Below are 24,397 nucleotides of genomic sequence, written 5' to 3'. Positions count from 1 at the left end.
TCAGGCAATCAATCGGGCAACGCTTGCGACTGTATCCAGCTAAGGATCGGCGATGAAAGGTCCAAGGCTGTCGCTGAACTGTTCTATGAATTCCAGCGTGACCAGCGATGGTTGCTTCAAAACCGGTCGCACCAGCGACAGCGTATGAGGCAGAAATGGCCTGAAAGACCGATAGCTCAACCCCCTGTTCTGATATTGTACTGCGTCCAGTTCGCTAACGACAGACACCCCAACGCCCTTCACCACCAATTCGCAAGCGGCCGTGAATTGCCGAACCTCGATATGCGAGTTCAGTTCGACATTCGAGTTTTGAAATGCACGCGACAGGCGCGCGAAAAAGTCGCTGTCGCGCCGGGTGTGGATGATCTTCTGATCGGCAATATCTGCCGGTGTCACGGTCGAAAGGTCTTCCAGCGCATGGCCTGCGGGAATGACGCAAACTGTGCGGATATCAATATGGGTGCTTTCGACAGCCGGGTGGCCATTAAACCCATCTGTGATTCCGAAATCATATTGCTCGCCGATCATCCACTCCAGGATGCGCTCGGGCCGATCCGGCTCTATCGTCATGGTGACGCCAGGCCGGTCGCTCAGAAATCCGGCTACAACATCTGGTAAGTGACTGGTGGCGAAGCCAGGAAGGCAGGCGACGCGAATATGCCCGGCTTTGCGTTGCGTGATGTCCTGACTGACATCCGAGATCTGCCGCATCAATTCCAGCACGCGCTCTACGCTGGGTTGCAGATAGCGGACCTCTTGCGTCGGAACCAATCGACCTTCGCGGCGGTCGAACAGTTGAAACCCAAGCGATTTTTCCAAGTCTGAAAGCAACCTGCTGACCGCGGGCTGGCTGACACCCAGATCGGATGCGGCAGCCGTGACCGAGCCATTGACGGTCACCGCCATAAGCGCTTCTAGCTGCCGGATTCTCAGGGTTTGGCTCATGGAGCGTCCTGTTTTTGCTGCAAATCTCGGTCACTTCATAACATCGTATTATATTTTTTGCCAGAAAATCAGGCTTGAATTATATTTCTGTAACGTTAACGTCGTGAAATCGTCATGTGTGCCGATTACGCGTAGCGCTCGGTATTCAACGAAGCATCGCCTTTGATGCATGGGAGGAATCATGAAAACGAAATTGCTTGGCGCTCTTGCCGTATCGACAGCCTTGTCCCCGATCGCGGCAATGGCGCAAACCGAAGTTCAGTTCTGGCATGCCTTTACCGGCCGCCTGGGTGAGCTTGTGAAAGCTCAGGTTGAAGAATTCAACGCCAGCCAGGATGAATATGTCGTGGTTGAAAGCCACAAGGGCAACTATTCGGAAACCCTGAATGCAGGCATCGCCGCGTTCCGCGCCGGTGAACAACCGCAGATCCTGATGGTATTCGAGGTTGGCACCGCAACTATGATGTCGGCCCAGGGCGCGATCAAACCGGTCTATGAGGTGATGGCTGAAAGCGGTGCGTCATTTGATCCGGACGCCTATATCGGCTCGGTCAAAGGGTATTATACGACCACGGATGGCGACATGCTGTCCCTGCCCTTCAACTCGTCAACACCGGTTCTTTGGGTCAACCGCAATGCGTTCGAAGCGGCGGGCGTTGATCCTGACACCGATCTGTCGACCTGGGAAAAGGTCGGGGAAACGCTGGAGCAGCTCAAGGCCGGTGGTGAAGATTGCCCGTTGGTCACTGCATGGCAAAGCTGGATTCATCTTGAGAACCTGTCAGCCTATCACGACGTCCCCTTCGCCTCGCAGGATAACGGCTTTGCCGGTCTGGATACCGAGCTGATGCTGAATGGTCCGGCCCAGGTTGCACACCTGACCGCGATGGGTGACTGGGCCAAGGACGGCAAGTTCATCTACACGGGCCGCCGCAACGAAGGTGGCGCGAACTTCCGGTCCGGCGAATGCGCCCTGTTCACCGAAAGCTCGGCGGGATACGCCGGAATCAAAGCCGAAGCCGAGTTTGATTTCGACGTGCGCCCACTGCCCTATTGGGAAGCTGTCACGGCCGAGCCGCAGAACACCATCATCGGTGGTGCCTCACTGTGGGTCATGGAAGGTCATGAGGCCGATGAATACAAAGGCGTCGGCGAGTTCCTCAGCTTCCTGTCCTCGTCTGACGTTCAGGCGGCCTGGCACCAGAACACCGGCTATTTGCCCATCACTACTGAGGCAGGTGAGGCGACCCGAGCGTCTGGTTTCTATGACGAAAACCCGGGCACTGACATCGCCGTCATCCAGATGACCGCGAAAGAGCCGACGGCAAACTCGAAAGGTCTGCGTCTGGGATCATTCGACCAGATCCGTGGGATCATCGACGAAGAGCTTGAGGCCATCTGGGCCGGTGAAAAGACCGCCCAAGAGGCGATGGACAGTGCGAAGGAACGCGGCGACGCGCTGCTGCGCCGGTTCGAATCCGCCAATCAATAAGTCGTAATCTGATGCGGGCCTCGTTGGGCCCGCATTCTACTCTGGTGGGCCAATAGAATGGAAAAACGCGTCATTTTTCGCGGCTGGCTGCTGCCGCTTGCGCTGATCGCCCCGCAGGTCATCATTTCCGCCGTCTTCTTTTTCTATCCTGCTGGTCAGGCCGTATGGCAATCGTTGTTCATTCCCGACCCGTTCGGGCTGTCGTCTCAGTTCGTCGGACTGGGCAATTTCGAATTCCTGCTGAGCGATAAATACTACCGCGCCTCATTCGTGACGACGGCGGTGTTTTCGACGCTTGTGACCTTGTGCTCGATGATCCCGGCCTTGTTTCTGGCGGTCATCGCAGACCGGCTGATCAAAGGATCAGGCGTGTATCGGACCCTGCTGATCTGGCCCTACGCCGTTGCCCCTGCCGTGGCCGGTGTGCTGTGGCTGTTCATGTTCAACACCCGCGTTGGTGTGGTCGCATGGTATCTGGGCCAGCTTGGCTATGACTGGAACCACGTCCTGAACGATGCCGAGGCCATGGGGCTGGTCGTTGTCGCCTCGGCCTGGGGTCGCATCAGCTATAACTTTCTGTTCTTCTTTGCCGCGCTGCAATCCGTGCCTCGCTCGGTCATCGAAGCGGCGGCGATTGATGGGGCCCATTTTTGGCGCCGGTTCTTTACCATCGTACTGCCGCTTTTGTCGCCGACCGCGTTCTTCCTGCTGGTCGTGAACATTGTCTATGCCTTCTTTGAAACTTTCGGCGTGATCCACACGATCACCGGAGGGGGTCCGCAACAAGCCACAACCATCCTGGTCTACAAAGTCTTTTCCGATGGGTTTGTGGGCCAAGATCTGGGGTCGTCTTCGGCCCAGTCGGTCATCCTGCTGGTGGTTGTCGGCCTACTGACAGTGATCCAGTTCAAATATGTTGAGAAGAGGGTGCATTACTGATGGCGGCCCAACAACATGGAATGGTCGAGAAACGTGGTGCGGGCCTGTGGCTGACCCATGCGTTTATGATCCTTGGCGTTCTGGTCATCTTCTTCCCGATCTGGCTGGCCTTTGTGGCCTCGACCGTCACGCAGGCCGATATCATTTCGCCCCCGATGCCGGTTGTGCCAGGTGATCAGTTCTGGGTGAATTACAAGGCGGCCCTGTTCTCAGGCGTGAACGTCCCGGTCGCAACGATGCTGTTCAACAGCCTGGTGATGGCGATTGGCATTGCCGTGGGCAAGATCGTCATCTCGCTCCTGTCAGCCTTTGCCATCGTCTATTTCCGCTTTCCCGGGCGGAACACGTTTTTCTGGCTGATCTTCCTGACCCTGATGCTGCCGGTTGAGGTGCGGATTGTCCCGACCTTCGAGGTGGTGGCCGGGTTTGGTATGCTCAACAGCTATTCGGGGCTGATCTTTCCGCTGATCGCCTCGGCCACGGCCACGTTCCTGTTCCGCCAGTTCTTTCTGACCATCCCGGACGAACTGGCCGAGGCCGCGCGGGTGGATGGCGCCCGCCCGATGCGGTTCTTCGTTGATATCGTGATCCCGATGAGCCGAACCAACATCGCGGCCCTGTTCGTGATCCTGTTCATCTATGGGTGGAACCAATATCTCTGGCCGCTGCTGATCACCACCGATCCTGAGATGAACACCATCGTGATGGGCATCAAACAGATGTTCCCCTCGGGCGATGATTTTGCCCATTGGCCGACGATCATGGCGACCTCGATCCTGGCTATGATCCCACCGGTCCTTGTGGTGGTGTCGATGCAAAAGCTTTTTGTCCGCGGCCTTGTCGATAGCGAGAAATAAGAAATGGCAACAGTATCCCTTGAGAACGTCAAAAAGAGCTTTGGCCCGACGGACGTCATTCATGGCATCGACGTCGATATCGCGGATGGCGAGTTTATCGTGATCGTGGGCCCCTCCGGCTGCGGCAAATCCACTTTGCTGCGGATGGTGGCCGGGCTTGAGACTGTGACATCCGGCGAAATCCGGATTGGCGAAGAGCGCGCCAATGACAAGGAGCCGATGGACCGGGACATTGCGATGGTGTTCCAGAACTATGCTCTGTACCCCCATATGTCGGTACGCCAGAACATGGGCTATGGTCTGAAAATCGCCGGATTGCCCAAGGCTCAGATTGACCAGAAGGTGACCGCGGCCGCTAAGCTGTTGCAGCTTGAGCCGCTGCTTGACCGCAAGCCCCGTCAGCTTTCAGGCGGTCAACGCCAAAGGGTTGCCATGGGCCGCGCTATTGTCCGCGAACCTGCCGTGTTCCTGTTTGATGAGCCGCTCTCAAACCTGGATGCAAAGCTGCGTGTCCAGATGCGCCTGGAAATCCGCGAACTGCAAGAAAAGCTGGGTATCACTTCGTTATACGTGACCCATGATCAGGTAGAGGCCATGACCATGGCCGACAGGATGATCGTGATGAACGGTGGTGTTGCAGAACAGATCGGCACCCCGCTTGAGGTCTATGAGACGCCGCGGACGCTGTTCGCTGCGCAATTCATCGGCAGCCCGGCGATGAATACCTTTGACGCAGAGCGCCAGGGCGGAAAGATCAGGATCAACGATACCGAGATTGGCCCATCAGGCGGGCCCGATGGCCCGTTCAGATTGGGCATACGGCCAGAGCATCTGTTCCTTGATGAAAACGGGCCCTTTGATGTCGTAGTTCAGATAGCCGAACCGCTGGGGGCGAATACTTTGCTGCACGGTCAGGTGTCAGGCACTAGCGCGGCAATCACGATCAGCCTTCCGGGTGTTCATCCGATCGAAGGCCGTCATCCCAATATGCGTTTTTCTGTTGCGCCAGAGCATATGCATCTGTTTGACCCGGCCTCTGGCATAAGGCTCGAGGGCTGATGCTTTTCCCGCAGGTCGAGGCGTTTCGCGGCGGTAAAAACCTGATCCGTGTAGTAGGGCACCGGGGGGCACGCGGCGTCCTGCCCGAAAACAGCATGATCGGTTTTGATTTTACGCTGTCCATCGGGGTTCCGCTTCTTGAGTTTGACGTGGTGCTGACGGCGGATGATGTGCCCGTCATAACCCATAACCATCGGCTGCATGCGCCGACCTTTCGGGATGCCAGCGGTCAGTTTTTGACCGGAAAAGAACCCAAAGTCTCATCCCTGTCCTTCAACCAGATTCAACAGTTCGAAATCGGGCGCTTGGACGGACACTCGGATTATGGTCGACGGTTCCCCGATCAGGCCCAACTGGACGGTGTTCGCGTGCCAAAGCTGCAGGATCTGCTGGATCTGATCAATCGGCCGGAATACGGCGAAGCCAATCTGATGCTCGAACTGAAATCCGATCCGGATCTGGCCCATGACGCGGCCTATCTGGACCGCTTTGTCACATGCGTGGTACAGCAGGTTCGGGCCGCTGGCCTATCCGATCGCGTGTTGCTGCACAGCTTTGACTGGACCCTGTTGGAAGTCTGTCAGCGGCAGGCACCTGACATGCCGTCATCTTACCTGACGCAGCTTCCCGAAAATGCCGATGACCTTGGCGAGGATTCCTCCAAGGCCGTTTGTCCGGACTTTCGAGGCCAAAGCGAAAAAATCCCGCAAATGGTCAAGCAAGCGGGCGGCGCGCTTTGGTGTCCGTATTTCGCAGATGTGATTTCTGAGGACGTCGCGCTTGCCAAAGAACTTGGGCTTTGCGTAGCCGTATGGACGGTCAATGAACCGGCGGATATCAGCAGGATGATTGATCTGGGTGTCGATGCCATCGTCTCGGACTATCCTGGACGGGTTCAGAGGCATCTGTCGGATTTGGGCATGAGATGGGTGTGATCCAGCCGTGATTTCCGACACAATCGCCATCGCCGGTGACGGGCCTATTCAGGATCACATCGGCTCGCTGCCGGGTTAGTCTATGGCTGGGCCGCGCGGTTGTTGCTGCACTACGTGCGCGAGGATTCGAACGCAGCCCATGCTTGTTCAAAGACCTCAAAATCGAACTCTGACGCGCGTGCTGGGCCAAGAATAAGCTTTTCGGTTTCAAGCAATTTGCGGATCGCCTGTTCCAGGCTGTCCACCACTTCGGGCGGGATCACCAAAGCGCCGTGCCGGTCCGCATGCACCAGGTCCCCGTCCTTGATCGAGAGGCTGAAGATGGTCACCGGAGTGCCCACCTCTTTGACATGCACGAACCCGTGGCTTGGACCGACCGAGCCCGCCACAACCGGAAACCCATCCGGCAAATCGCCCAGATCCCGCATCACGCCGTTGGTCAACGCACCGCTGATGCCAAACCCTTTGTGGACCGTGGTATTGATCTCACCCCAGTAAGCACCGATGCAGTCCGGGAAATCCAAATCTTCGACAACCGTGACAGCCGGGCCTGTGCCCGTTGCCATATGCCGGTAGTAATCCATCCGGCGCTGACGGATCACTTCGGGAGGGTCTTCGGGAGGGTTCACCGCCGCGATTTTTGCCGTTCTGGCATAACCGACCATTGCCCCCGCATCGGGATCCGAGCACAGCATTGTGCCCCGCGTGAAATTGTCAAACCCACGCTTGCCTTGCGCCACTTCGATCGCATTGCAAACGGTGGGGGTGTCGACGGATTTCAAAAGATCCAGGAAGGGTTTTTTCATAGTGCCTCCAGCCAACGGCACAGAGCCGCTGTCGTCCGTTCGGGTTGTTCAAGTGTAGGCAAATGCCCCGCCTGTTCGATGACCTCGAAACGGCTATTCGTGAGAAGTTCATGCATCAAAGCGTGTCGCGAAACCGGGCACAGAGCATCATCTTTCCCGCACAGGATCAGGGCCTGCCCGGTATAACCGCGCAAGGTATCGCTTTGGTCAGGGCGATCTCGCAATGCTTTGGACTGGTTGATAAAAACATCCGGTCCAAGACCCAAGGCCATATCCATGCACAGGTTCAGAATTGCCTCGCGGTTCGGGCCATCGGTCAGGTAATTCGGTTTCATCTCCTCGGCCATGACCCGGCCCAAGCCCCCACTGGACACAGAAGCGATTTGTGGACCACGCTTGGCTTTGACGTCATCCCGTTCGGCCAAGTGGTTGGTATCCATCAGCGCCACGCTGACGACGCGCTGCGGTTGCTGCCGGATTATTTCCATCGCAACGATGCCACCCATGGACAGACCCGCAAGGACAAAGCGCGGGGGCGCATAAGACAACACTTCGGCGGCCAAAGCCTGCACCGTGTCATGCCCCCCAATCGGCGCGTAGAGGACAGGATTGCTGCTCGAAAGCGCCGCGATCTGCGGGGCAAAAAGCCGGGCGTCGCACATCATGCCGGGCAACATTACAAGTGGTTTCATGTGACCAATGCAGCCCCGTCGGCCAGAGATCCAAGCTTGGCAAAGGCGATATCAGGATCAACCGCACCAAATCCGGCAAAAGTGCCAAATCCGCAATCCGAGCCCGCGATCACTCTTTCGCCGCCAACAATATTCGAAAACCGTTCAATACGTTGGGCGACCAGTTCCGGATGTTCGACAAAATTTGTCGTAGTGTCGACAACGCCAGGTACAAGCACTTTGTCCTCTGGTATTTCGGCTTTGCGGTCACGGAACACTGTCCATTCATGCGCATGACGGGGGTTCGAGGTTTCGAACAGGACATAGCGGGATTTGGTCGACATCAGCGTGCCGAACACTTTGTCCATTCCAATGTCGCAACAATGCGGTCCTTCGTAATTGCCCCAGCAAATATGGACGCGCACCTTGTCAGCGGGAACGTCCTGCAATGCGTGGTTCAGGGCCTCAACATGCAAATTGGCGACTTTGACAAATTCTTCGTCCGAAAGGTCAGAGAACAGCATATGGCGAGACAAGGCCAGGTCGGGGCAATCCAGCTGTAGATCCAGACCGGCCCCCACAATGGTTTCGTACTCTTGCTTCATCGCATCGGCGAGTGCAGCCAGATAGGCTTCACGCGTGGGGTAGAAATCATTTTGCAGAAACAGCGAGATGACACCCGGGCTGGCCGCGTTCATAAAACCACGCTCGACACCATGCGCGGCCATGGCGACCTTGAGGTTGTCGATGTCTTTTTGCAGTTCACCTTGCCCTTTTGACCGCACCTCACCCACACACATTGGGCGCGCATATTGTGGCGTACCGCCATCATCAGCCAGACGTTTCAGGAAGCCGGGAAACATCTTCAGATCCGCTGGCGCGTTGCGCGGGCTGTCCCCGTCAAAGCCGGTATAGCGGTCTTTGACATAGGTGGCGTATGAGATCTTCGATGTCTCGCCATCCGATACGATATCGACCCCGGCTTCGACCTGTTTGCGCACTGTCTCGGACACGGCCGAGGTCATACAGGCATCAAACGCATCCGCGTCAAATGGCTCTGCACGCTCGCGCGCAAAGATGAAATCCACGACCTCCTGACTACGCGGAAGGCTCCCTACATGTGTGGTTGAAATGCGGGTCATTCCTTCTTCTCCCTCTGCAAGTCTAATCTGCGCCGCCCGGAAGGCAGCGCAGTTTGTTTCATGCACCTGTCCAAGTTGTACCTGCCGGATCTTCGGTTGCGGTAACGCGATAGAGCCCCGCGTCACCGGTCATCGAAGGCGTGACGCCATAGCTTTCGCCGGGCAGAACCAGTGCGGTATCCCCATTTGTCAGGGTTGTTTCGACATCCTCAATCGTAATCCGCCAGTGGCCACTGGCCGGCATCAAGACCACAGGCTTTTCGGCTTTGACCGGATCAGACACGCACGAGCCGCGACCAAGGAAATCAACCTCGAAACCCGGCTTGTCTTTGATCAGGCCGTTTTCACCGATCACAACGGCAGGCTTGTTTGATGACAGCGCCATCAAATCCCAATAGCGGGCCACGTAATTGCCAATCACATTTTCGACGGGGACCTCGGGATAGGCTTTCAACTGCTCTTCAGTCAGCAAGGGCATGGGCTGTACGTTATGCGGCAGCGTTGCCCCTTTTTTGCTGTCGTAAAGAACCCCATTGTTTCCCAGCATCAAGCCATGGGCCTGCGCATCCTGAATAACCTGCGGCGCCCAGGTGACCCCGCCCCCGGCATCGTCACCACCAAGGACCGCCATGATCATCCCATAGTCCTGCCCCACATTTTCAAACCCGCGGAAGATACCGGTCGGGATGTTGAAGATGTCTCCTTCTTCGGCAATGAACTCACCAGCCGATCCGTATCTGCCCCAGAAGAACCGCCAACGGCCTTTGGCGACAAAGAACACTTCGGCCGTGGTGTGGCTATGCAGAGAGTTCCGGCATCTCGGCGGTTGGCCTGCGGCACCGATGTTGAAACCAATCTTGTCGGTGATGTGGACATGCTGGTCGGGGCTTTCAGATACGCCCCCGCCGATGATGGTGAAGTTTTCCTTTTGATCTGACCCCGGGGTATGGGCGTCGATGAACGCGGTTTTACAGGGTTTCAATTCGCCATAACGGACGATGCGGCTTTGGATGGTACTCATTTCAGTCTTCCTTTTGGTTGGAGTTCGCTGCGGTCAAACTCCGAAACCAGGCGGGCGGTTGTTCAGTCGCCGGGCACGCAGGCTGGCCCGGTGGGCGTGAAAAAGCCGCAGGGCCTGCCCAGCCTCCAGATTTGAGAGACGATGCGACATTTTACAGATCACCGGTTTTCAAAAGGATCTGTTTCCAGACCGACGTTTCATCAAACAGAGTGTATTCACGGCGCAGGCCCCAGGGGCCGAATTCGGCGTGGCTGATACCCAGCACAAAGACCTCGGCCCCCGTCGGCGTGCCGAACACACCCCATCCATCATGCTTGCCATGCAGCGACCAGCGGATCGCGGCGCGGGGCGGCATCATTGGGTCATCGCGACCGATCTGATGTTGAATTTTGAACTCGGCATTCGGGAAAGAGGCGCGAAGTCCCATCCAAAAGCGATCGACCGGAGCCCAGCTGTGACCAGTCGTGCCGCGCGGATATTCCGATTGCACTGCGCGGTCATACTCGGCACTGATCACGCTCAGGTCTGCAGACATGACCCGGTTCAGAATGTCGGCGTATTTCTGACCCCATTCATTGTCATTACCACGCCCTTTGTAAGGTCCAGGCTGATCATTCGCCGGCGTGTAAGGCTGGGCGCAAGCCTCTGGGCCGCCTTCGCGGGCGATCAGATCGCGGGCATATTCTTTTGGGTCCCAACCCATCTGTTGGACAATCGCACCCTGGTCGCGGATCAGCCATTCATCGTTGATCTGGTTGTTTATGGCGTGACAGTCAGCAAGGATACGGTAGACCAGCTTTTTCCCGGTAGCCTTCCCATAGACACCGCCGCCCAGATGGGTCGCAGTCGACAAAAGCCTGTGCGAGGACAGCATGCCATTTTCCGGTGTGCCGGACCAAATCACATCCTCACCCAGCAATGTGCGGTCGGGGAACTCGGCAAGCGTTGCCATGGTAGCGGCAATGACGCCCTGATTGCCAACGACAACTGACCCCGGGGATCGAACCACGATATCGGGTGCATAGTAATGGTGCAGCGTGGCAATGCCCCGATCTTCCCAGATTTCTTTTGTGATCCCAATAATATAGTCAGGGAAATCTTTGAATTTCGGGTCAAATCCCTTCATGTCTTCCATCCTTCAGGTATACGTGCAGAACCGCGAACAATCAGCGGTCCATCTATTTCCAATCGGTGCGGACCAACATCGGGCCCTTCGATTTTGCTCAGCAAAATGTCCACGGTTTCGGCAACCATACGGTTTGCAGGCTGTCGTACAGTGGTCAGGCTATATGTTGGCCATGCTGCAACGGCCACATCGTCATATCCGACAACCGAAACATCTTCGGGAATCCTTAGGCCCAACTCGAATCTGAGGGTGTCCATCACTGCAATAGCCATGTGGTCATTGGCCACAAAAACGGCGTCGGGCGGGTCCGAAGCAAACATCTCAAGCGTTGCCGCCCGCGACTGTTCGCTGGTGAAGTTCCCAACGCCGCGCGCATGCAGTTCCGCCCCCGCATCATGCAAGGCGGCCCTGAAACCTGCTTCGCGGTCGCGCTGGGTCGACGCGCCTTCCCAACCGGCGATGTACCCGATCTTTTTATGCCCCCCGGCCAAAAGGAATTCGGCAGCCTTGCGCCCACCCGCGATATTGTCCGAGGTGACCGCCGACATGGCCGGGTCGTCCTGAACCCGGTTAAACAGCACCATCGGCACACCGGCAGCCAGACAACGATCCGACAGATCCGACGACAAAGCCACCGAAGCCGCGATAATCCCATCAACCTGAAAATCCAGTATTTCTTCGATCACGTTGTCTATGTTGCCGGCTTGATGCGACGCCATGAAGACCAGCACGTGGTAGCCGCGCTCTTGCAACTTGTTTGTCAGCTTTTCCAACGCTTCAGGATAGAACTGATTGTTCAGATAGGCGACCACAAGTCCAATGATCCGGCTTTTGCCCGAGACCACCGCACGGGCCAGAAAATTTGGCCGATATCCCAGCTCATCCGCTGCCTTGCGCACTTTCGCGACCGTTTTTTGCGAGGCAGATGCACCAGGCGTAAAGACCCGGCTAACGGCGGATTGGCTGACCCCGGCCAGCCGGGCAACGTCCAACGATGTAACCTTCTGAGTAACCATCAGTCTGCCGTCCAGCCTCCGTCCACCAACATTGCTGTTCCTGTAACCAAAGCCGACGCCTCTGATGCCAGGTACACTACCGCGCCCATAATATCCTCAATCTCTCCCGGGCGGCCCAGCTTGATCTTGTCCAAAATCCAGGCCCGTTTGGTCGGGTCCGCGAATGTAGGCCGGGACAAATCCGTCAGGATGAAAGTCGGGCAAATCGTGTTGACACGGATCTTTGCGGGCCCGAATTCCAGCGCCATCGCCTTGGTAAAGCCCTCGACCGCAAACTTGGAGGCGCAATAGACCGCGCGTTCCTGCCCGCCGACATGGCCCATCTGGCTTGAGATATTTATCAGCGATCCGGGACGCCCGGCCTCAAGCAACCCTTTGGCAACGGCTTGGGTTAGGAAATAGGCCCCCCGGACATTGACGTTCATGACCAAGTCAAAATCTTCGGGCACCGTTTCGACCGCCTTGCTATGACGTGCAAACCCTGCCGAGTTCAAAAGGATGTCAAACGGCCCGTTTTCGGCGACAGCCGCGGCAGTTCCTGCGACATCGGTGACATCCATCTCAAGCACCTTGGCAGACCATCCCCTGGCAGTCATCTGATCGGCTATCTCTTGTAACGCACTTGCGCGGCGCGCCGCCAATGTGACCTCGGCCCCATGCTCTGCCAGCGCTACGGCGCAGGCCAGACCTATGCCCGACGATGCCCCGGCGACTAGCGCACGTTTGCCGCCTAGACTGAAACTAGGGGTACTGGGAAAATTGAGCATATCAGACCTCGCCGACTGGGTATGGAATTTCACCTGCGACACGCGCTTTGTTGAATTCGCGCAGGCGGGCAAAGACATCTACGCCCAGTTGCCGGTACACGTCCAGCAGGTCGACCAACACCCAGTTCTCCCGGATCAGGCCATCTTCCAATCGCCAGAAATCCAACGATCTCATAGTGATGCGCTGGCCAGAAGGGGCGATACCCATCCAGCCGTCATGAGTGATGGTCTGGATCATGTCCGGCCAGCCGGTAACAGCTGCATAATCACCGTCACCAAAGAAATGAAAGGTGATCTCGTCGGCGTATTTGCCTCGGTCCGGCATGCCACCTAGGAAAGGGATCTGGTGCCAGTTGCGAAACCCTGCAATGCCGCGCCCGGTGCCGATCCCAGCGGGGCCGTACCAGTTCATGCGCGGATGCCAGAACCTTTCCATCTCCATCACTTCGGGGCCACCCTGACTGGGATGCTTTTCCAGATGTTCAAGCATGGAAACGATATGGTCGCAGGAGGCCTTCGATTTTGCCTCATCCCAGGGGCCCCGCACGATACCGTCCAGCGTCGCCGGGCCGGGAATACAGAACTCCTGCCCCAAAGACGGGGCCATCGGCCAGGCCTTCGCCTGCATCATCACTTCGGGAATGTCCCAGAGTGCCTGGATTTCGACAACTTTGCGATTTTCAAAGCGGTAGAATTCGTGGAACCGCATATGGGTCAGATGCCCGGTCGGCGGGATGTCCAACCAAGGGGCGACGAAGGTGCCTACGTAGTGGCCGCCACAGCAGACCCAATCATCACCATGTTGCGTCGGCCCGCCCATCACAATCCAATCCCGGCGTTCCAGATCGGGCATGGATTTCAAAAGCGGTGTGTAGCAGGCATGATAGAGTTCCTGCGGCCCGGTCAGGTCGCCGAATGGATGGGGCATGTGGATGACGGCATCGGGCGCAATCACCGCCTGCAGTGCAGCTCGGACGCCGGTTTCGTCAAAGTTATACATGGCTTCGCGCAATGGCGCGATCAGGGCCTTATGGGTAGAATGTGTGTCCATTGCGAAATCTCGCATTGTGTTATCTGCTTTTCTTTCAAAACCCGTGGTGCCCGGGCAAACCCCAAGCGCAAGTTCTGCAGCAATGACCTCACTCTTATGAGGACGCGTCTGCAGCCTCGCGATAAGCCGCACCTTCGCCGTAAGGTACGTTGATGCCCCCATAACGCCGGACGCGAATATTGCATTGCTCGGCATGGCCGACAAAGCCTTCCAGCATACACAGGCGTGAGCCGTATTCGCCGATCATTGCCGCAGCCTCGTCAGTAACAACCTTCTGGTAGCTGTGAGTTTTCATGAACTTGCCGACCCACAAGCCGCCGGTATAACGTCCGGCCTTTTTGGTCGGCAGCGTGTGGTTCGTGCCGATCACCTTATCACCGTTTGCAACATTGGTCCGCGCCCCAAGAAACAGCGCGCCATAGCTGGTCATGTTTTCCAGGAACCAGTCGTCACGGTCGGTCATCACCTGCACATGCTCAGAGGCGATATCATCGGCAACTTGCAGCATTTCGTCATAAGTGTCGCAGACAATGACTTCCCCATACTCCTCCCAGCTGACTTTTGCGGTTCCGGCGGTAGGCAGGATACCGAGGATACGGTCGATCTCGCTCAGCGTTTCTTCGGCCAGCTTGCGCGAGTTGGTGACCAGAACACAGGGGCTGTTGTAGCCATGCTCGGCCTGCCCCAACAAGTCGGTCGCACAAAGTTCGGCATCGGCAGCGGTTTCGTCGGCAATGACCATGGTCTCGGTCGGGCCCGCAAAAAGGTCGATGCCAACGCGACCAAAGAGCTGCCGTTTGGCTTCTGCCACAAAGGCGTTCCCGGGGCCGACCAGCATGTGGACCGGATCAATGGTTTCCGTACCGATCGCCATGGCACCAATCGCTTGGATACCACCCATGACATAGATCTCATGCGCCCCACCCAGATACATGGCAGCGATCACGGCCGCATTGGGCTTGCCCTGAAACGGCGGCGTGCAGGCGATGATGCGAGGCACACCCGCGACTTTAGCGGTCGCAACCGACATATGCGCCGACGCAACCATCGGGAATTTACCGCCAGGAACATAACAGCCAACAGACTGCACCGGAATGTTCTTGTGGCCGAGGATGACGCCCGGCAAGGTTTCAACCTCGATATCCAGCATTGAGTCGCGCTGCGCCTGGGCGAAGTTTATCACCTGTTTCTGAGCGAACTTGATGTCGGCCAGCTCGCGTTCGGTCAATGAGGCGATCAGCTCGTCGATCTGTTTCTGGCTCAGGCGGAAACTTTCCGGCGAGTAATTATCAAACTTTTCCGACAGATCACGCACTGCCGCATCACCTCGGGTTTCGATGTCTTTCAGCGTCGCTTCAACGACAGCGCGGGTTTTGGCGTCATCTTCGGCCCGGTCGGCCTCGGGTTTGCCGCTTTTCAGATATTCGATAGCCATTGTCCTAATCCTCAATTTTCGGGCCGGGGCGGAATTTCTTCTCCCCGGTCAAATGTTTCCCACCCTTTGCCCTGGAACAGATCGACTCCAAGCTGCGAGGCGACATGGGCAAAATCGACATTCACCCAGTTGTCGACGATCTTGCCGTCGACAACTTTCCAGAAATCCATGTAACGGATCTCGACGCGCTTGCCGGTGGGCGCAATCCCCAGAAATTCGCCAGAATGGGTTGCTTCCTGGCGGCCAAAAGCTGCCGCCCACTCGCCCATATAAAGCCGGGCCTCGTCGATGCAGGTCTTGTCGGAAAACGCAGCCTGGAACGGGCGTTGCCAGTTTTCCTGGAATTCCTTCAGGCCCGTCTTGGTGCCGCAACCCTGGTTGCCAAGCCAGCGGAACCCTTCGGCGAAGAATTCGCCGATGTCTTCGATACGGTGGTCGTTCAAACCATCGACCATCCCCTCGATCACGGCGCGGGTCTCGTCGGTTTTGCTCATGTCCGTGTCACGTGTCAGCACGGCCTGTTCGGGGCGGGAGCCCTTCATGTTTCTCTTCCTTTTATGGTTACCAAGGGGTCTTCTGTGTGGAGGGCGAGGATTAATCCGCCGTCAGAAAATCCCTTGGCATCCGGTTGAGCGCCGGATGGCGCGCAACGGCGTTATGTCTGGCAGAGCAGCTCATGCAGCCTGCTCGGCGATTTCAGCAAAGAGGTCATAGCCCAGTTGCAACAGCACATGCGGGACATCGACAAAAACCCAGTTTTCGACCAGCAGATCGTCCTCGCGGCGCCACCAGTCGCAGACCCGCATGAAGACGCGTTTGCCACTTGCGGACTGGCCGAGGAAAGGTTTCACCTGGACGCCAGTTAACGAGGGCCAACCGCCCGAGCATACGTAGTTACCTTCGCCATAGCGGGTGAAATGCGCCGTCATACCGTTGCCCGCAGTGCCGCCGGACCAGCCTTCAAAGGTGGCTTCGAAAGGCACCTGGAAGCTGGCAAAACTCTCGATCCCGACGAAAGAACCGAAGGCGCCGGGGCCGTACCAGACCATGTTGTCATGCCAGTAGGGGCGCCAAGCCTCGTTCTCGGTAGCAAGCCCGGCCAGCATTTCTGTGACCATATGATAGCTCTTGGCACCCTCGGCAGGATCCTGCGGAGTGGTCAAGATGCCATCATGGCTGGCAGGGCCCTGAATCATGCCGGTGAAGCCGCGGGTCTTGCCCGGGCTGTCGGGGATCGGCCATTGTCCAGCGGCCAGCATCAGCTCTGGAATATCGAGGAAGATATAGCTTTCCACCGCCTTGCCGTCCTGCATCCGGTGGAACTCGCCAAAGCGCAGATAGGCAAGCTCGCCTGTGGCCCGGATGCCAAGCCAGTCGCGCGAGAACCGACCAACGAAATAGCCGGTGGCGCTGATCCAGTCCTGCCCGTCAAATTCGCCGGCCATGACGATGTCATCGCGCCGAAAAAGCCCGTCGAAGGCAGCGGCGAGCGGGGCGATGACGTGATCGTGCAGCCCGAGGCCGCCCGCGACCTCATTGAAGGGATGCACCACGTTGACATGTGCACCGGGGGCGAAGAAAGCGTCAAATGCCGGCCGGAAGTTGCCAGGATGGCGTTGTGCTTCGGTGAATCTCAGAAAGGGTTTACGGTCGAGGTTTTTCATCTTCTCTGTCTCAATGGGGTCTGTTCGGGGCGTGTTCGGAGAAGCGCCCCGCAAGGTCCCGCGCGCATCAAAGCAAATGGAATTCGTCCCGGCCGCCGGGTCCTGCGCGCAGCCACATTCAGTCTGGCAGTATGCGCATGGGCAGATACGGACTGAGGATGAGTGCGTCCCATCAGAGTTAGCCTTTCACAGCCCCGGCCGTCAGACCGCCCACAATCTGTCGCTGGAAGAACATGACCAGAATGAACAGTGGAACTGTGGCTGAAACCACAGCCGCAACCGCGAACATCACGTTACCTTCGGTCTGCGTTGTACCAAGAAACGCGGCAATGGCAGGCACCATCGTGCGGTTGCTTTCGGACAGAAGCATCGCCCCGACGGCAAAATCGTTATAGGCCAGCAGGAACGAGAACAGCCCGGTGGTGATCACCCCTGGCCACATCACCGGAATGATCACCCGACGAAATGCCTGGAACTGGTTGCATCCGTCGACCTTGGCACTTTCATCCAGCTCGCTTGGGATGTTCTTAAAGAAAGAATGCAGCATCCACAGAGTGAACGGCTGGTTTATCGCCACAAGCACGATGATCGTGGTTGGAAGGATCCCCCAGATGTTCCATTCGAAGAAAGGCAGCAAATATCCCGAGACCAGCGTAATCGGTGGCATAGCCCGGAAGATAAGTGCCGTGATCAATAGCCAGAACGTATAGTTGTAGGTCGACCGGGACAGGGCATAGCCCCCCAGCGTTCCGATTGTGAGCGAGATGGTGACAACAAAGAAACAGATGATCCCCGTGTTGAGAACATTCCGCCAGAATTCTTCCTGTATCCAGGCGCCCTCGTACCCTGTGGTTGTGAAGGGCGAGCCATAGACGGCTTCGGTCCGTGCTCCGGTGATGGCATTGGTCCAGTCGGCGATCGAAAAGAAATCCAACTCTACCTTGAACGAACCCCAGACCGTCCAGAGGAACGGGAAAGCGGCCAGAACGAACCATAGGATCACAAATAAGGACGTGGCGATCCGGAGACTTCTAGGCATTCTTTGTGCGCGGCTGGCCATATTATCTTGCTCCTTTGAAGTCGCGCCAGGTGCGGACAAGCACCGGTGACAGCAGAATGGCGACTCCGATTATCGTGATCACAGAGGTCGCGGCCGCGGAAGAAAGCTGCCGGGTTTCACCGCCTAAGTCGTTGAAGATGAATGTACTAAGGGATTGTGCGTGCGCACCTGCGCTGAACCCGATTATCGGTTCAAACACCTTGAAGTTGTCCATCAACTGAATCAACGCAACAAATGTGACCAGTGGCATGAGATGAGGAACGACCACGAACTTAACCTGTTGCCAGCGGGTTGCCCCGTCTATCTGGGCGGCCTCGATTTGATCCTGGGGCAATGTTTGCAACCCCGCATAGAACACGACAAATGCAAATGGAGCGGCGTGCCAAACTCCATAAACCATCAGCGCCACCCACATCAGCCCGGTTGAGGCCTTCAGGCTAAAATCCGGATCCCCGGCCAGATATACTAGGGCGTTGCCGATGACCCCGCGGCTGTCAATCATCCAGAACAGGATAAGCGAGCCAATCAACGGAGTGACGATCATCGGCAGAAGCGAAAAGAAGATCAGCAGCCCTTTGAGATTTCGGTGCAGGGAGTTGATTGCCAGCGCAATCACCAGCCCCAAAATGATTGTGAGCGGCGTCACAACAAACGTGAAGGTCAGCGTAAAAGCCATTGCCCTGTAAAAGGGCAAATTACCGATCTTTGAGAAGAAACCGCCCCAGGTTTCATTCGCAGCCCAGATCTGTCCAATTTCCTGGATCGCCAGGTGGCCACGGTCCAGGTAAATGTCCAATCCGACAAATCGGCCCAGTGGTTTCTCGGCGCGAAGGGCGGCTGTTGCCTCTTGATCAATCGTGGTCTCTGTCGTGCAGCCGATCAGGGGGGTGCAGCTTTCGACCTCTAACAAAACGGCCGGATGAGGCGCGAAAATGGATTGGGTCACCACCGAGACTATCGGCATCGCGATGAACAGCAGCATCGCAAGCCCGGTGGGCAGGAAGAACCACAGGAAGGTCTTATGGCGCATGTCGCAATCCCCACGTGAATTGGTTTGTGCGGGCGGCCCTTACAGACGCCCGCACGAGTCAGGCCCTACTGGAGGAAACCTTGTTCGATGGCAGCGGCGCGATATGCGGCTTCGACATCGGCCAGCGCCTGCTCAGCGCTTTCCTTGCCTTGCATGAAGTCTGAAAGTTCATTGCCTAGCGCGCTGTGCATCAGGCCCATGTAAGGCAACATCGGATAAGGCGGTGTGCCCATTTTGGCCGCCTCAAACACGCCTTCGGCGTCCGCACCAGGCTCGTAGCCTTCGATCAACCATACCGCCAGCGGCGTGGTTTCATCGTTCAGCATGTCAGGACGGATACCGTGTTTCATCGCGATGAACGTAGCCTCGGCTTCTTCATCCGAGATGTTCTTGCCGACGGTCCAGCCGTCCCACCACAGGGTCGATGCCGGCGTCGAGCCGCCGCCGACTGTCAGTGGTGCGCCGATCGCATGACCGTCGATCACTTCCTGAAGCACGCCTTCGGTCGTGGTTTGCTGTGATGCCCGTGAACCCCACATGTTCATGATTGCAACGTTACCAGCACGGTATTCGGCATTAGTGGCATTGGAATCGTGGGTCAGGAAGTCGGGGTTCATGTATTCCGACAAAGCCTTCATCATGTTCAGCGCATTGACACCAGCCTCAGAATTCACGTTGGGCTCAGCTGTTCCGGCTTTGAAGTGGCTGCCGCTATAGCCAAGAAAAATGTTGTTGAATTCCTGTGCCAGATTCCAACCCGACGCATAGGCGCCGCCAACCGGGTTTTGCATGATGCCCTGCTCGCGAATGGCTTTGGCCGCTTCGAGCAATTCTTCATAGGTTGTCGGCACTTCGACACCGGCCTGTTCCAACACGTCCTTGCGATACATCAGGTGCTGAGCATTCGCCATGAACGCCACGGCCATAATGTCATCACCAATCTTGATCAACTGACCTGGCTGCAGGTCCTGACCATGCTGTTCCACCAGATCGTTGAGCGGCCGAATAACATCTTCGTTCATCAACGCCACGATCGAGCTGTTGGCGATGATGGCACTGGTGTATTCAGACGGGTTTCCGGACAGACCAGCCACGTTGATGGTCTGGTGCTCGGAGGTCAGGTTTGAATCGACCGATGCGCCTGTGCATTCTTTCGCGCCGGTTGCGACGGCCTGAATGGCCGCAAATTCGTTACCGACGATATTCACGCGCCCGCTAATTTCACAGGCATAACCTGCGCTGGCGGCAAAGGCGGCCAAGGACCCAGCCAATGCAATTTTCTTCAGAAACATTTGTATTCCTCCCTAGGTAGATGGGTGCATCTTCGAAGTCTGCACCTGCGTTAAACCCGGCAATGCGGGTTTGGATTTTCTGTTCAGCGCTCCAAACGCGTTCCGGTTTGCGCATCAAACAAGTGGCAGTGATCGGTGTGGATATGGATTGAAACCTGATCATCGATTTCAGCGCGATAGGTTTTGTCGGCTTTGACCGAAACCAGCGCGCCACCGATCCGAACCGAGACCATCGTGCTGTCGCCCAAAAGCTCCTGCGTGTAGATGGGCCCGTTAATCTCGCCGCCGCTTTCCACGACATTGGCGTCCTCGGCGCGAAAGCCCAGCGTAATCGGGCCGTCCGACGCATTCAGCCCATGCACCTCAGTGTTCTGAGCCCGAAACACCCCATCCTGAACCTGACCATCGATAAGGTTCATTGCCGGATTGCCAATAAAGCTGGCCACAAAAGTGTTTGCGGGTGCATCGTAAATATCGGTCGGAGAGCCAACCTGCTGCACGATACCCTGCTTCATGATCACCACACGATCTGCAAGAGTCATCGCTTCGATCTGGTCATGAGTCACGTAGATCGTGGTCACGGCAAGCTCGTGGCTGAGGTTCTTGATCTGCGCGCGCGTCGAAACACGCAGCTTGGCGTCAAGGTTTGACAGCGGTTCGTCCATCAGAAAGACATTTGGCTCGCGAACAATGGCGCGGGCCAAAGCGACGCGCTGACGCTGGCCGCCCGACAGCTCTGCCGGTTTGCGATGCAGAAAGTCATCCAGTTCGACCATGGCCGAAGCGCGGCGCACTTTTTCGTCATGTGTGGAAGGGTCGATGCCGCGTACCTTCAGCGGGAACCGGATATTCTCATAAACATTCATGTTCGGATAGAGCGCGTAGGACTGAAACACCATGGCGACATCGCGGTCCTTGGGCTCCATGTCATTGACACGCTCGCCATCTATCAGAATGTCGCCCTCGCTGGCGTCCTCCAAACCCGCAATCATGCGCATGGTCGTCGTCTTGCCACAGCCTGATGGGCCAAGAAGAACCAGAAACTCTTTATCGGCAATAGTCAGGTCGAAATTATCCACCCCCACAAACGATCCCCAACGTTTCCCAACACTGCGAAGTTGAATTTCGGCCATTCTGTCCTCCCATGTGCACTTGTCGTGCATACGTTTGCAAGAGCATAGACATCTGATGGAACATCAGGCAAGCTTTTTTTGCATGCGTTTGCAAATCTACGTTTCACTATACAGAAAACCTGCGCTCAATTCCTGGTAAAGCACTGAAAGAAAAGAATATGCCTTACGAAGCCGAGAAAAATATTGTTCTGGATCTTTATGAAGCTCTGAGCCGAGCTGAAGAATCAGCGGTCCCTGACGTGATCTCGAAATATTGCGCCGATGACTATCTGTGGCGCGGATTCCATCCCTTTGACGAACTGCATGGCCCCAGTGACGTAGGTGCCCAGTTCTGGCTTCCGCTGAAACAAAGCCTGACCCGAATGCAGCGCCGTATGGACGTATTCATGGCCGGAGAAAACGAGATGGACGGTTTCACCTCGGTCTGGGTTGTATCAATGGGCCATCTCATGGGGCTGTTCGACAAAGATTGGCTAGGTATCTCGCCAAACGGCAAAATGACATTTCTGCGCTATTGCGAATTCAACAAGGTCGAAAACGGAAAAATCACTGAAACGGCGATGTATTTCGACATACCTCATTTCATGATGCAGGCCGGATTGCAGCCGTTCCCGCCTCAGACAGCCGCGCAGCTCGTGCAGCCGGGGCCCATGACCCATGACGGCCTGATGGTCGGTCCGCAACCTGCGGCGGAAGGAGAGCGGACTCTGGCGGCCATCAACTCTATGATCTCCGATCTGGGCCAATGGAACAGCGGCCTCAGCCTTGAGGACGAACTACGGCGCACATGGTCCGAAGACATGATCTGGTGGGGGCCATCCGGGATCGGGGCGACCTACACGATCGAACGCTACGCCCAACAGCATGCAGGCCCTTTCCGTGCTGGTTTCACTGACCGGTCGAAAACCAAACACATATGCCGCCTGGCAGAGGGTCACTATGGCGGTTTTTTTGGCTGGCCGAACTTCACAGCCCGTCCAACTGGCGGGTTCATGGGAATGCCTGCAACTGACAAAGCCGGTGAATTTCGGGTGATAGATATCTATCGGCGAGACGGGGATAAGTTGGCCGAGAACTGGATATTCATCGACCTTTTGCATTTCTGGAAACAGCAGGGTGTGGACATCCTTGCCAGAATGTCCGAGCTACCGCGAACATAACCGGCAGGATTGACGCACATCAGACCTTGGCTCTGTGCACTACCCCTGGCTCATGGCGCGCAGGGTCAAAAGGTTCTTTGGCGACCCAGCGCCGATTCACCGGGAATACATGCTGAACGAGTTCCGGTCCGACGCCGCCCCAATCGGGGCGGCATTTTTTTTGTTTGCAAACGGAGCAAGCGCTGGCTCATATCCCAAGCCTCACATGGGCCCGGCGCCTGAGCGGGATTGCGTATCTGAGCGAACGAGAATGGGCCAAGCGGCGGCGTTCAGGGCGTCCCATTGGCCGGGGTCAACCTCAATCCCCTGTTCCAAAGCTTGGTTATAGTTGGCTGCTAGCTGCGCCGCCGAAATTTCAAACCGCTGAAGTTCGGGTTGCTCCACCTGACGTGTCACCGCGTCCGCCAGCAATGCAGGCTGATTTGTGCAGATGATAGTGACGGTCGAGATTTCTTTTCTGTCATCTGCATTATCCAATCGCCAGTAAGGCGGGAAAGTCGCGCCGCTTTCAAAGCTCGCTCCGTGTGATCCAACCTGATCTTTCCGATAGGCTGAGATATAGACGCCCAACTGCGCGACCATCGACAGGCTTCGCAGGATTAGACCAGGATAGCGGCAGTTGGCCAGTTCGATGATCGCAAAGCCCGACTTGTTGGCCTTGGAGTGCATCAGATAGGCCGCCAATGAGCCGTGCTCGCAGACATCCGCGCCACCTGCATCAAGAACGGCGATGTCGTCATTTTCGAACACCAACCGCGGAGTCGCTCCACCCTTGGGGGCCCAGTGGTGGCAGGGTGATACGGTCGAACCCGCTCAGACCCGCCATTTGCAACCAAGTGACCAATTGGCCAGCTTCCTCATAGTCACCGATCTCGTGCACGGCTCCTTCGTAGGCGCGGGACAGCGCGGTGATCATTTCGTTACGGGATACTTTCATGCCTGTGCCTCCTCAATCTGCGGTTTCAGTGGCAGGAACCAGCTTTCATAGGTCTGGCCGATGTCATCAATCAGCGGTGCCCCCTGATACATTGTGTTACGTACCCATAGCTTCGAACGAGGGGCGAACTTGCTGACGCCAAAGAAGGCAAGCTTGCAGCGCAACAGATCCATGGGGCGCACGTTCCGGTCCGCAAGGTTGGCTCGGATTTCGGCGTATTTGTGCCTGCTCATGGTTTGGATGCGGCGCACGATGCTTTTCAGAGCTGGGCGGCGCAACAGGAAATGAATGACGTCACTGCCTGGATGCTCTTCAAGGTCTTCCAACAACACGTCATAGCAGGCGCGAACACGGCGCCCGATGGGCAGCGGCATTTGTTTCTCAATCCCCGGATCAGCACCGGCAAAACCCAGCCGCTGAGCCTCCCCAACTGAACTGGTCCCCCTTTATGTTTAGGAAACGGAGGACCTAGAATGGCAAACAAGAGACCGAAGCCGGAAGAGATTGTCTCGAAGTTACGGCAAGTTGAAGTTCTGATGGGTCAAGGCATGTCCCGTCTTGATGCGATCAGACAGATCGGAGTTGTTGAGCAAACCTATTACCGCTGGCGGAAGAAGTACGGCGGAATGGGTGTTGATCAATTGAAGGAACTGAAACGGCTTCAGAAAGAGAACGAGCGGCTGAGGCGCGCAGTTTCAGATCTGACGCTGGACAAACTGATCCTGACGGAAGCCACAAAGGATGAAGGGCGGTTAGCAAACCATCCCGTGGATGGTTTGTAGCCCTGAACGCGAAGCCCTACTGAGCCCCGCTCGCCGTCGTGCTTGTATTAATCATGTACGCAACCAGCTGAACGTTT

The 24,397-nt window shown here is 56.7% G+C and carries 25 protein-coding genes and 1 pseudogene; 7 read left to right on the top strand and 19 right to left on the bottom strand.

Annotated elements, in window-relative coordinates; genetic code table 11:
• Positions 1-39: 39 nt before the first annotated feature.
• Positions 40-945 (bottom strand): LysR substrate-binding domain-containing protein, encoded by a 906-nt coding sequence (locus AC2FHW_RS07420; protein ID WP_271949087.1) that lies wholly within the window; start codon positions 943-945, stop codon positions 40-42.
• A 181-nt stretch (positions 946-1,126) separates the two neighbouring features.
• Here AC2FHW_RS07420 and ugpB point away from each other — a divergent pair, with 181 nt between their 5' ends.
• The 5 genes from ugpB to AC2FHW_RS07395 are packed head-to-tail and all read left to right on the top strand — an operon-like array spanning position 1,127 to position 6,227.
• Positions 1,127-2,437 carry a sn-glycerol-3-phosphate ABC transporter substrate-binding protein UgpB gene (gene ugpB / locus AC2FHW_RS07415; protein WP_271949090.1) on the top strand — a complete coding sequence of 437 codons (1,311 nt, stop codon included), beginning with the start codon at positions 1,127-1,129 and terminating at the stop codon, positions 2,435-2,437.
• Positions 2,438-2,494: 57 nt separating this feature from the next.
• On the top strand, positions 2,495-3,376 hold the full coding sequence (ugpA, locus tag AC2FHW_RS07410) for a sn-glycerol-3-phosphate ABC transporter permease UgpA (protein WP_142639899.1): 882 nt from the start codon (positions 2,495-2,497) through the stop codon (positions 3,374-3,376).
• Positions 3,377-3,396: 20 nt separating this feature from the next.
• Positions 3,397-4,233 (top strand): sn-glycerol-3-phosphate ABC transporter permease UgpE, encoded by an 837-nt coding sequence (gene ugpE / locus AC2FHW_RS07405; RefSeq protein ID WP_271949133.1) that lies wholly within the window; start codon positions 3,397-3,399, stop codon positions 4,231-4,233.
• Between the two features lie 3 nt (positions 4,234-4,236).
• Positions 4,237-5,292, top strand: a complete 1,056-nt coding sequence (gene ugpC / locus AC2FHW_RS07400; protein WP_142639901.1) for a sn-glycerol-3-phosphate ABC transporter ATP-binding protein UgpC — start codon at positions 4,237-4,239, stop codon at positions 5,290-5,292.
• Positions 5,292-6,227, top strand: coding sequence for a glycerophosphodiester phosphodiesterase family protein (locus AC2FHW_RS07395; protein ID WP_496821715.1), 936 nt, complete (start codon positions 5,292-5,294; stop codon positions 6,225-6,227). The genes ugpC and AC2FHW_RS07395 overlap by 1 nt, the downstream gene beginning before the upstream one ends.
• A 110-nt stretch (positions 6,228-6,337) precedes the next feature.
• On the opposite strand, the gene AC2FHW_RS07390 is transcribed toward AC2FHW_RS07395, so the two are convergent.
• The 15 genes from AC2FHW_RS07390 to AC2FHW_RS07320 all read right to left on the bottom strand — a co-directional run bounded on the left by AC2FHW_RS07390 (position 6,338) and on the right by AC2FHW_RS07320 (position 21,441).
• Positions 6,338-7,033, bottom strand: a complete 696-nt coding sequence (locus AC2FHW_RS07390; protein WP_142639905.1) for an RraA family protein — start codon at positions 7,031-7,033, stop codon at positions 6,338-6,340.
• The gene (locus tag AC2FHW_RS07385) at positions 7,030-7,725 is read right to left on the bottom strand and encodes an alpha/beta fold hydrolase (protein WP_142639907.1); all 696 of its coding nucleotides are present in this window, start codon (positions 7,723-7,725) and stop codon (positions 7,030-7,032) included. The genes AC2FHW_RS07390 and AC2FHW_RS07385 overlap by 4 nt, the downstream gene beginning before the upstream one ends.
• Positions 7,722-8,846: a cobalamin-independent methionine synthase II family protein gene (locus AC2FHW_RS07380; RefSeq protein ID WP_496676820.1), complete on the bottom strand. Its 1,125-nt coding sequence runs from the start codon at positions 8,844-8,846 to the stop codon at positions 7,722-7,724. Before AC2FHW_RS07380 ends, AC2FHW_RS07385 begins: the two co-directional genes overlap by 4 nt.
• A 58-nt stretch (positions 8,847-8,904) precedes the next feature.
• Complete coding sequence (locus AC2FHW_RS07375) at positions 8,905-9,867, bottom strand: cupin domain-containing protein (RefSeq protein ID WP_496821713.1); 963 nt, start codon at positions 9,865-9,867, stop codon at positions 8,905-8,907.
• A gap of 151 nt (positions 9,868-10,018) precedes the next feature.
• Positions 10,019-10,993 carry a nuclear transport factor 2 family protein gene (locus AC2FHW_RS07370; protein WP_271949097.1) on the bottom strand — a complete coding sequence of 325 codons (975 nt, stop codon included), beginning with the start codon at positions 10,991-10,993 and terminating at the stop codon, positions 10,019-10,021.
• Positions 10,990-12,009 (bottom strand): LacI family DNA-binding transcriptional regulator, encoded by a 1,020-nt coding sequence (locus AC2FHW_RS07365; protein WP_142639914.1) that lies wholly within the window; start codon positions 12,007-12,009, stop codon positions 10,990-10,992. Before AC2FHW_RS07365 ends, AC2FHW_RS07370 begins: the two co-directional genes overlap by 4 nt.
• Complete coding sequence (locus AC2FHW_RS07360) at positions 12,009-12,776, bottom strand: SDR family NAD(P)-dependent oxidoreductase (RefSeq protein ID WP_271949099.1); 768 nt, start codon at positions 12,774-12,776, stop codon at positions 12,009-12,011. Before AC2FHW_RS07360 ends, AC2FHW_RS07365 begins: the two co-directional genes overlap by 1 nt.
• 1 nt (position 12,777) lies before the next feature.
• The gene (locus AC2FHW_RS07355; RefSeq protein ID WP_185956745.1) at positions 12,778-13,827 is read right to left on the bottom strand and encodes an ester cyclase; all 1,050 of its coding nucleotides are present in this window, start codon (positions 13,825-13,827) and stop codon (positions 12,778-12,780) included.
• A 94-nt stretch (positions 13,828-13,921) separates the two neighbouring features.
• Positions 13,922-15,262, bottom strand: coding sequence for a histidinol dehydrogenase (gene hisD, locus AC2FHW_RS07350; protein ID WP_142639918.1), 1,341 nt, complete (start codon positions 15,260-15,262; stop codon positions 13,922-13,924).
• A gap of 11 nt (positions 15,263-15,273) precedes the next feature.
• On the bottom strand, positions 15,274-15,804 hold the full coding sequence (locus AC2FHW_RS07345; RefSeq protein ID WP_142639920.1) for an ester cyclase: 531 nt from the start codon (positions 15,802-15,804) through the stop codon (positions 15,274-15,276).
• Positions 15,805-15,936: 132 nt separating this feature from the next.
• Positions 15,937-16,926, bottom strand: a complete 990-nt coding sequence (locus AC2FHW_RS07340; protein ID WP_496676809.1) for a nuclear transport factor 2 family protein — start codon at positions 16,924-16,926, stop codon at positions 15,937-15,939.
• Between the two features lie 178 nt (positions 16,927-17,104).
• Positions 17,105-17,986 carry a carbohydrate ABC transporter permease gene (locus AC2FHW_RS07335; RefSeq protein WP_496676806.1) on the bottom strand — a complete coding sequence of 294 codons (882 nt, stop codon included), beginning with the start codon at positions 17,984-17,986 and terminating at the stop codon, positions 17,105-17,107.
• Between the two features lies 1 nt (position 17,987).
• On the bottom strand, positions 17,988-19,016 hold the full coding sequence (locus AC2FHW_RS07330; RefSeq protein WP_142639926.1) for a carbohydrate ABC transporter permease: 1,029 nt from the start codon (positions 19,014-19,016) through the stop codon (positions 17,988-17,990).
• Between the two features lie 65 nt (positions 19,017-19,081).
• A complete protein-coding gene (locus AC2FHW_RS07325; protein ID WP_496676802.1) occupies positions 19,082-20,308 on the bottom strand; it encodes an ABC transporter substrate-binding protein in 1,227 nt (408 codons plus the stop codon).
• 83 nt (positions 20,309-20,391) lie between these two features.
• Complete coding sequence (locus AC2FHW_RS07320; RefSeq protein ID WP_142639930.1) at positions 20,392-21,441, bottom strand: ABC transporter ATP-binding protein; 1,050 nt, start codon at positions 21,439-21,441, stop codon at positions 20,392-20,394.
• Positions 21,442-21,599: 158 nt separating this feature from the next.
• On the opposite strand from AC2FHW_RS07320, the gene AC2FHW_RS07315 reads away from it, so the two are divergent.
• Positions 21,600-22,601 (top strand): ester cyclase, encoded by a 1,002-nt coding sequence (locus tag AC2FHW_RS07315; RefSeq protein WP_142639932.1) that lies wholly within the window; start codon positions 21,600-21,602, stop codon positions 22,599-22,601.
• A 201-nt stretch (positions 22,602-22,802) separates the two neighbouring features.
• Here the strand turns inward: AC2FHW_RS07315 and AC2FHW_RS07310 are convergent, their stop codons facing one another.
• The 3 genes from AC2FHW_RS07310 to AC2FHW_RS07300 are packed head-to-tail and all read right to left on the bottom strand — an operon-like array spanning position 22,803 to position 23,912.
• Positions 22,803-23,351: a hypothetical protein gene (locus AC2FHW_RS07310; protein WP_142639934.1), complete on the bottom strand. Its 549-nt coding sequence runs from the start codon at positions 23,349-23,351 to the stop codon at positions 22,803-22,805.
• Positions 23,338-23,538 carry a DUF3726 domain-containing protein gene (locus AC2FHW_RS07305; RefSeq protein WP_142639936.1) on the bottom strand — a complete coding sequence of 67 codons (201 nt, stop codon included), beginning with the start codon at positions 23,536-23,538 and terminating at the stop codon, positions 23,338-23,340. Before AC2FHW_RS07305 ends, AC2FHW_RS07310 begins: the two co-directional genes overlap by 14 nt.
• Complete coding sequence (locus AC2FHW_RS07300) at positions 23,535-23,912, bottom strand: hypothetical protein (RefSeq protein ID WP_142639938.1); 378 nt, start codon at positions 23,910-23,912, stop codon at positions 23,535-23,537. The genes AC2FHW_RS07305 and AC2FHW_RS07300 overlap by 4 nt, the downstream gene beginning before the upstream one ends.
• Before the next feature lie 99 nt (positions 23,913-24,011).
• Here AC2FHW_RS07300 and AC2FHW_RS07295 point away from each other — a divergent pair.
• A pseudogene (locus AC2FHW_RS07295) lies at positions 24,012-24,397 on the top strand (transposase); the annotation flags it as partial.

It is taken from the genome of Ruegeria sp. YTSA108, from assembly GCF_059610185.1.
The sequence above is the reverse complement of the archived record's forward strand: the minus strand, read 5'-3'. Positions and strand labels throughout refer to the sequence as shown.

What these genes read in the sequence shown, in the direction of transcription:
- AC2FHW_RS07420 (WP_271949087.1), bottom strand. Translation starts at nt 945, where the DNA reads ATGAGCCAAACCCTGAGAATCCGGCAGCTAGAAGCGCTTATGGCGGTG.
- ugpB (WP_271949090.1), top strand. Translation starts at nt 1,127, where the DNA reads ATGAAAACGAAATTGCTTGGCGCTCTTGCCGTATCGACAGCCTTGTCC.
- ugpA (WP_142639899.1), top strand. Translation starts at nt 2,495, where the DNA reads ATGGAAAAACGCGTCATTTTTCGCGGCTGGCTGCTGCCGCTTGCGCTG.
- ugpE (WP_271949133.1), top strand. Translation starts at nt 3,397, where the DNA reads ATGGTCGAGAAACGTGGTGCGGGCCTGTGGCTGACCCATGCGTTTATG.
- ugpC (WP_142639901.1), top strand. Translation starts at nt 4,237, where the DNA reads ATGGCAACAGTATCCCTTGAGAACGTCAAAAAGAGCTTTGGCCCGACG.
- AC2FHW_RS07395 (WP_496821715.1), top strand. Translation starts at nt 5,292, where the DNA reads ATGCTTTTCCCGCAGGTCGAGGCGTTTCGCGGCGGTAAAAACCTGATC.
- AC2FHW_RS07390 (WP_142639905.1), bottom strand. Translation starts at nt 7,033, where the DNA reads ATGAAAAAACCCTTCCTGGATCTTTTGAAATCCGTCGACACCCCCACC.
- AC2FHW_RS07385 (WP_142639907.1), bottom strand. Translation starts at nt 7,725, where the DNA reads ATGAAACCACTTGTAATGTTGCCCGGCATGATGTGCGACGCCCGGCTT.
- AC2FHW_RS07380 (WP_496676820.1), bottom strand. Translation starts at nt 8,846, where the DNA reads ATGACCCGCATTTCAACCACACATGTAGGGAGCCTTCCGCGTAGTCAG.
- AC2FHW_RS07375 (WP_496821713.1), bottom strand. Translation starts at nt 9,867, where the DNA reads ATGAGTACCATCCAAAGCCGCATCGTCCGTTATGGCGAATTGAAACCC.
- AC2FHW_RS07370 (WP_271949097.1), bottom strand. Translation starts at nt 10,993, where the DNA reads ATGAAGGGATTTGACCCGAAATTCAAAGATTTCCCTGACTATATTATT.
- AC2FHW_RS07365 (WP_142639914.1), bottom strand. Translation starts at nt 12,009, where the DNA reads ATGGTTACTCAGAAGGTTACATCGTTGGACGTTGCCCGGCTGGCCGGG.
- AC2FHW_RS07360 (WP_271949099.1), bottom strand. Translation starts at nt 12,776, where the DNA reads ATGCTCAATTTTCCCAGTACCCCTAGTTTCAGTCTAGGCGGCAAACGT.
- AC2FHW_RS07355 (WP_185956745.1), bottom strand. Translation starts at nt 13,827, where the DNA reads ATGGACACACATTCTACCCATAAGGCCCTGATCGCGCCATTGCGCGAA.
- hisD (WP_142639918.1), bottom strand. Translation starts at nt 15,262, where the DNA reads ATGGCTATCGAATATCTGAAAAGCGGCAAACCCGAGGCCGACCGGGCC.
- AC2FHW_RS07345 (WP_142639920.1), bottom strand. Translation starts at nt 15,804, where the DNA reads ATGAAGGGCTCCCGCCCCGAACAGGCCGTGCTGACACGTGACACGGAC.
- AC2FHW_RS07340 (WP_496676809.1), bottom strand. Translation starts at nt 16,926, where the DNA reads ATGAAAAACCTCGACCGTAAACCCTTTCTGAGATTCACCGAAGCACAA.
- AC2FHW_RS07335 (WP_496676806.1), bottom strand. Translation starts at nt 17,986, where the DNA reads ATGGCCAGCCGCGCACAAAGAATGCCTAGAAGTCTCCGGATCGCCACG.
- AC2FHW_RS07330 (WP_142639926.1), bottom strand. Translation starts at nt 19,016, where the DNA reads ATGCGCCATAAGACCTTCCTGTGGTTCTTCCTGCCCACCGGGCTTGCG.
- AC2FHW_RS07325 (WP_496676802.1), bottom strand. Translation starts at nt 20,308, where the DNA reads ATGTTTCTGAAGAAAATTGCATTGGCTGGGTCCTTGGCCGCCTTTGCC.
- AC2FHW_RS07320 (WP_142639930.1), bottom strand. Translation starts at nt 21,441, where the DNA reads ATGGCCGAAATTCAACTTCGCAGTGTTGGGAAACGTTGGGGATCGTTT.
- AC2FHW_RS07315 (WP_142639932.1), top strand. Translation starts at nt 21,600, where the DNA reads ATGCCTTACGAAGCCGAGAAAAATATTGTTCTGGATCTTTATGAAGCT.
- AC2FHW_RS07305 (WP_142639936.1), bottom strand. Translation starts at nt 23,538, where the DNA reads ATGAAAGTATCCCGTAACGAAATGATCACCGCGCTGTCCCGCGCCTAC.
- AC2FHW_RS07300 (WP_142639938.1), bottom strand. Translation starts at nt 23,912, where the DNA reads ATGCCGCTGCCCATCGGGCGCCGTGTTCGCGCCTGCTATGACGTGTTG.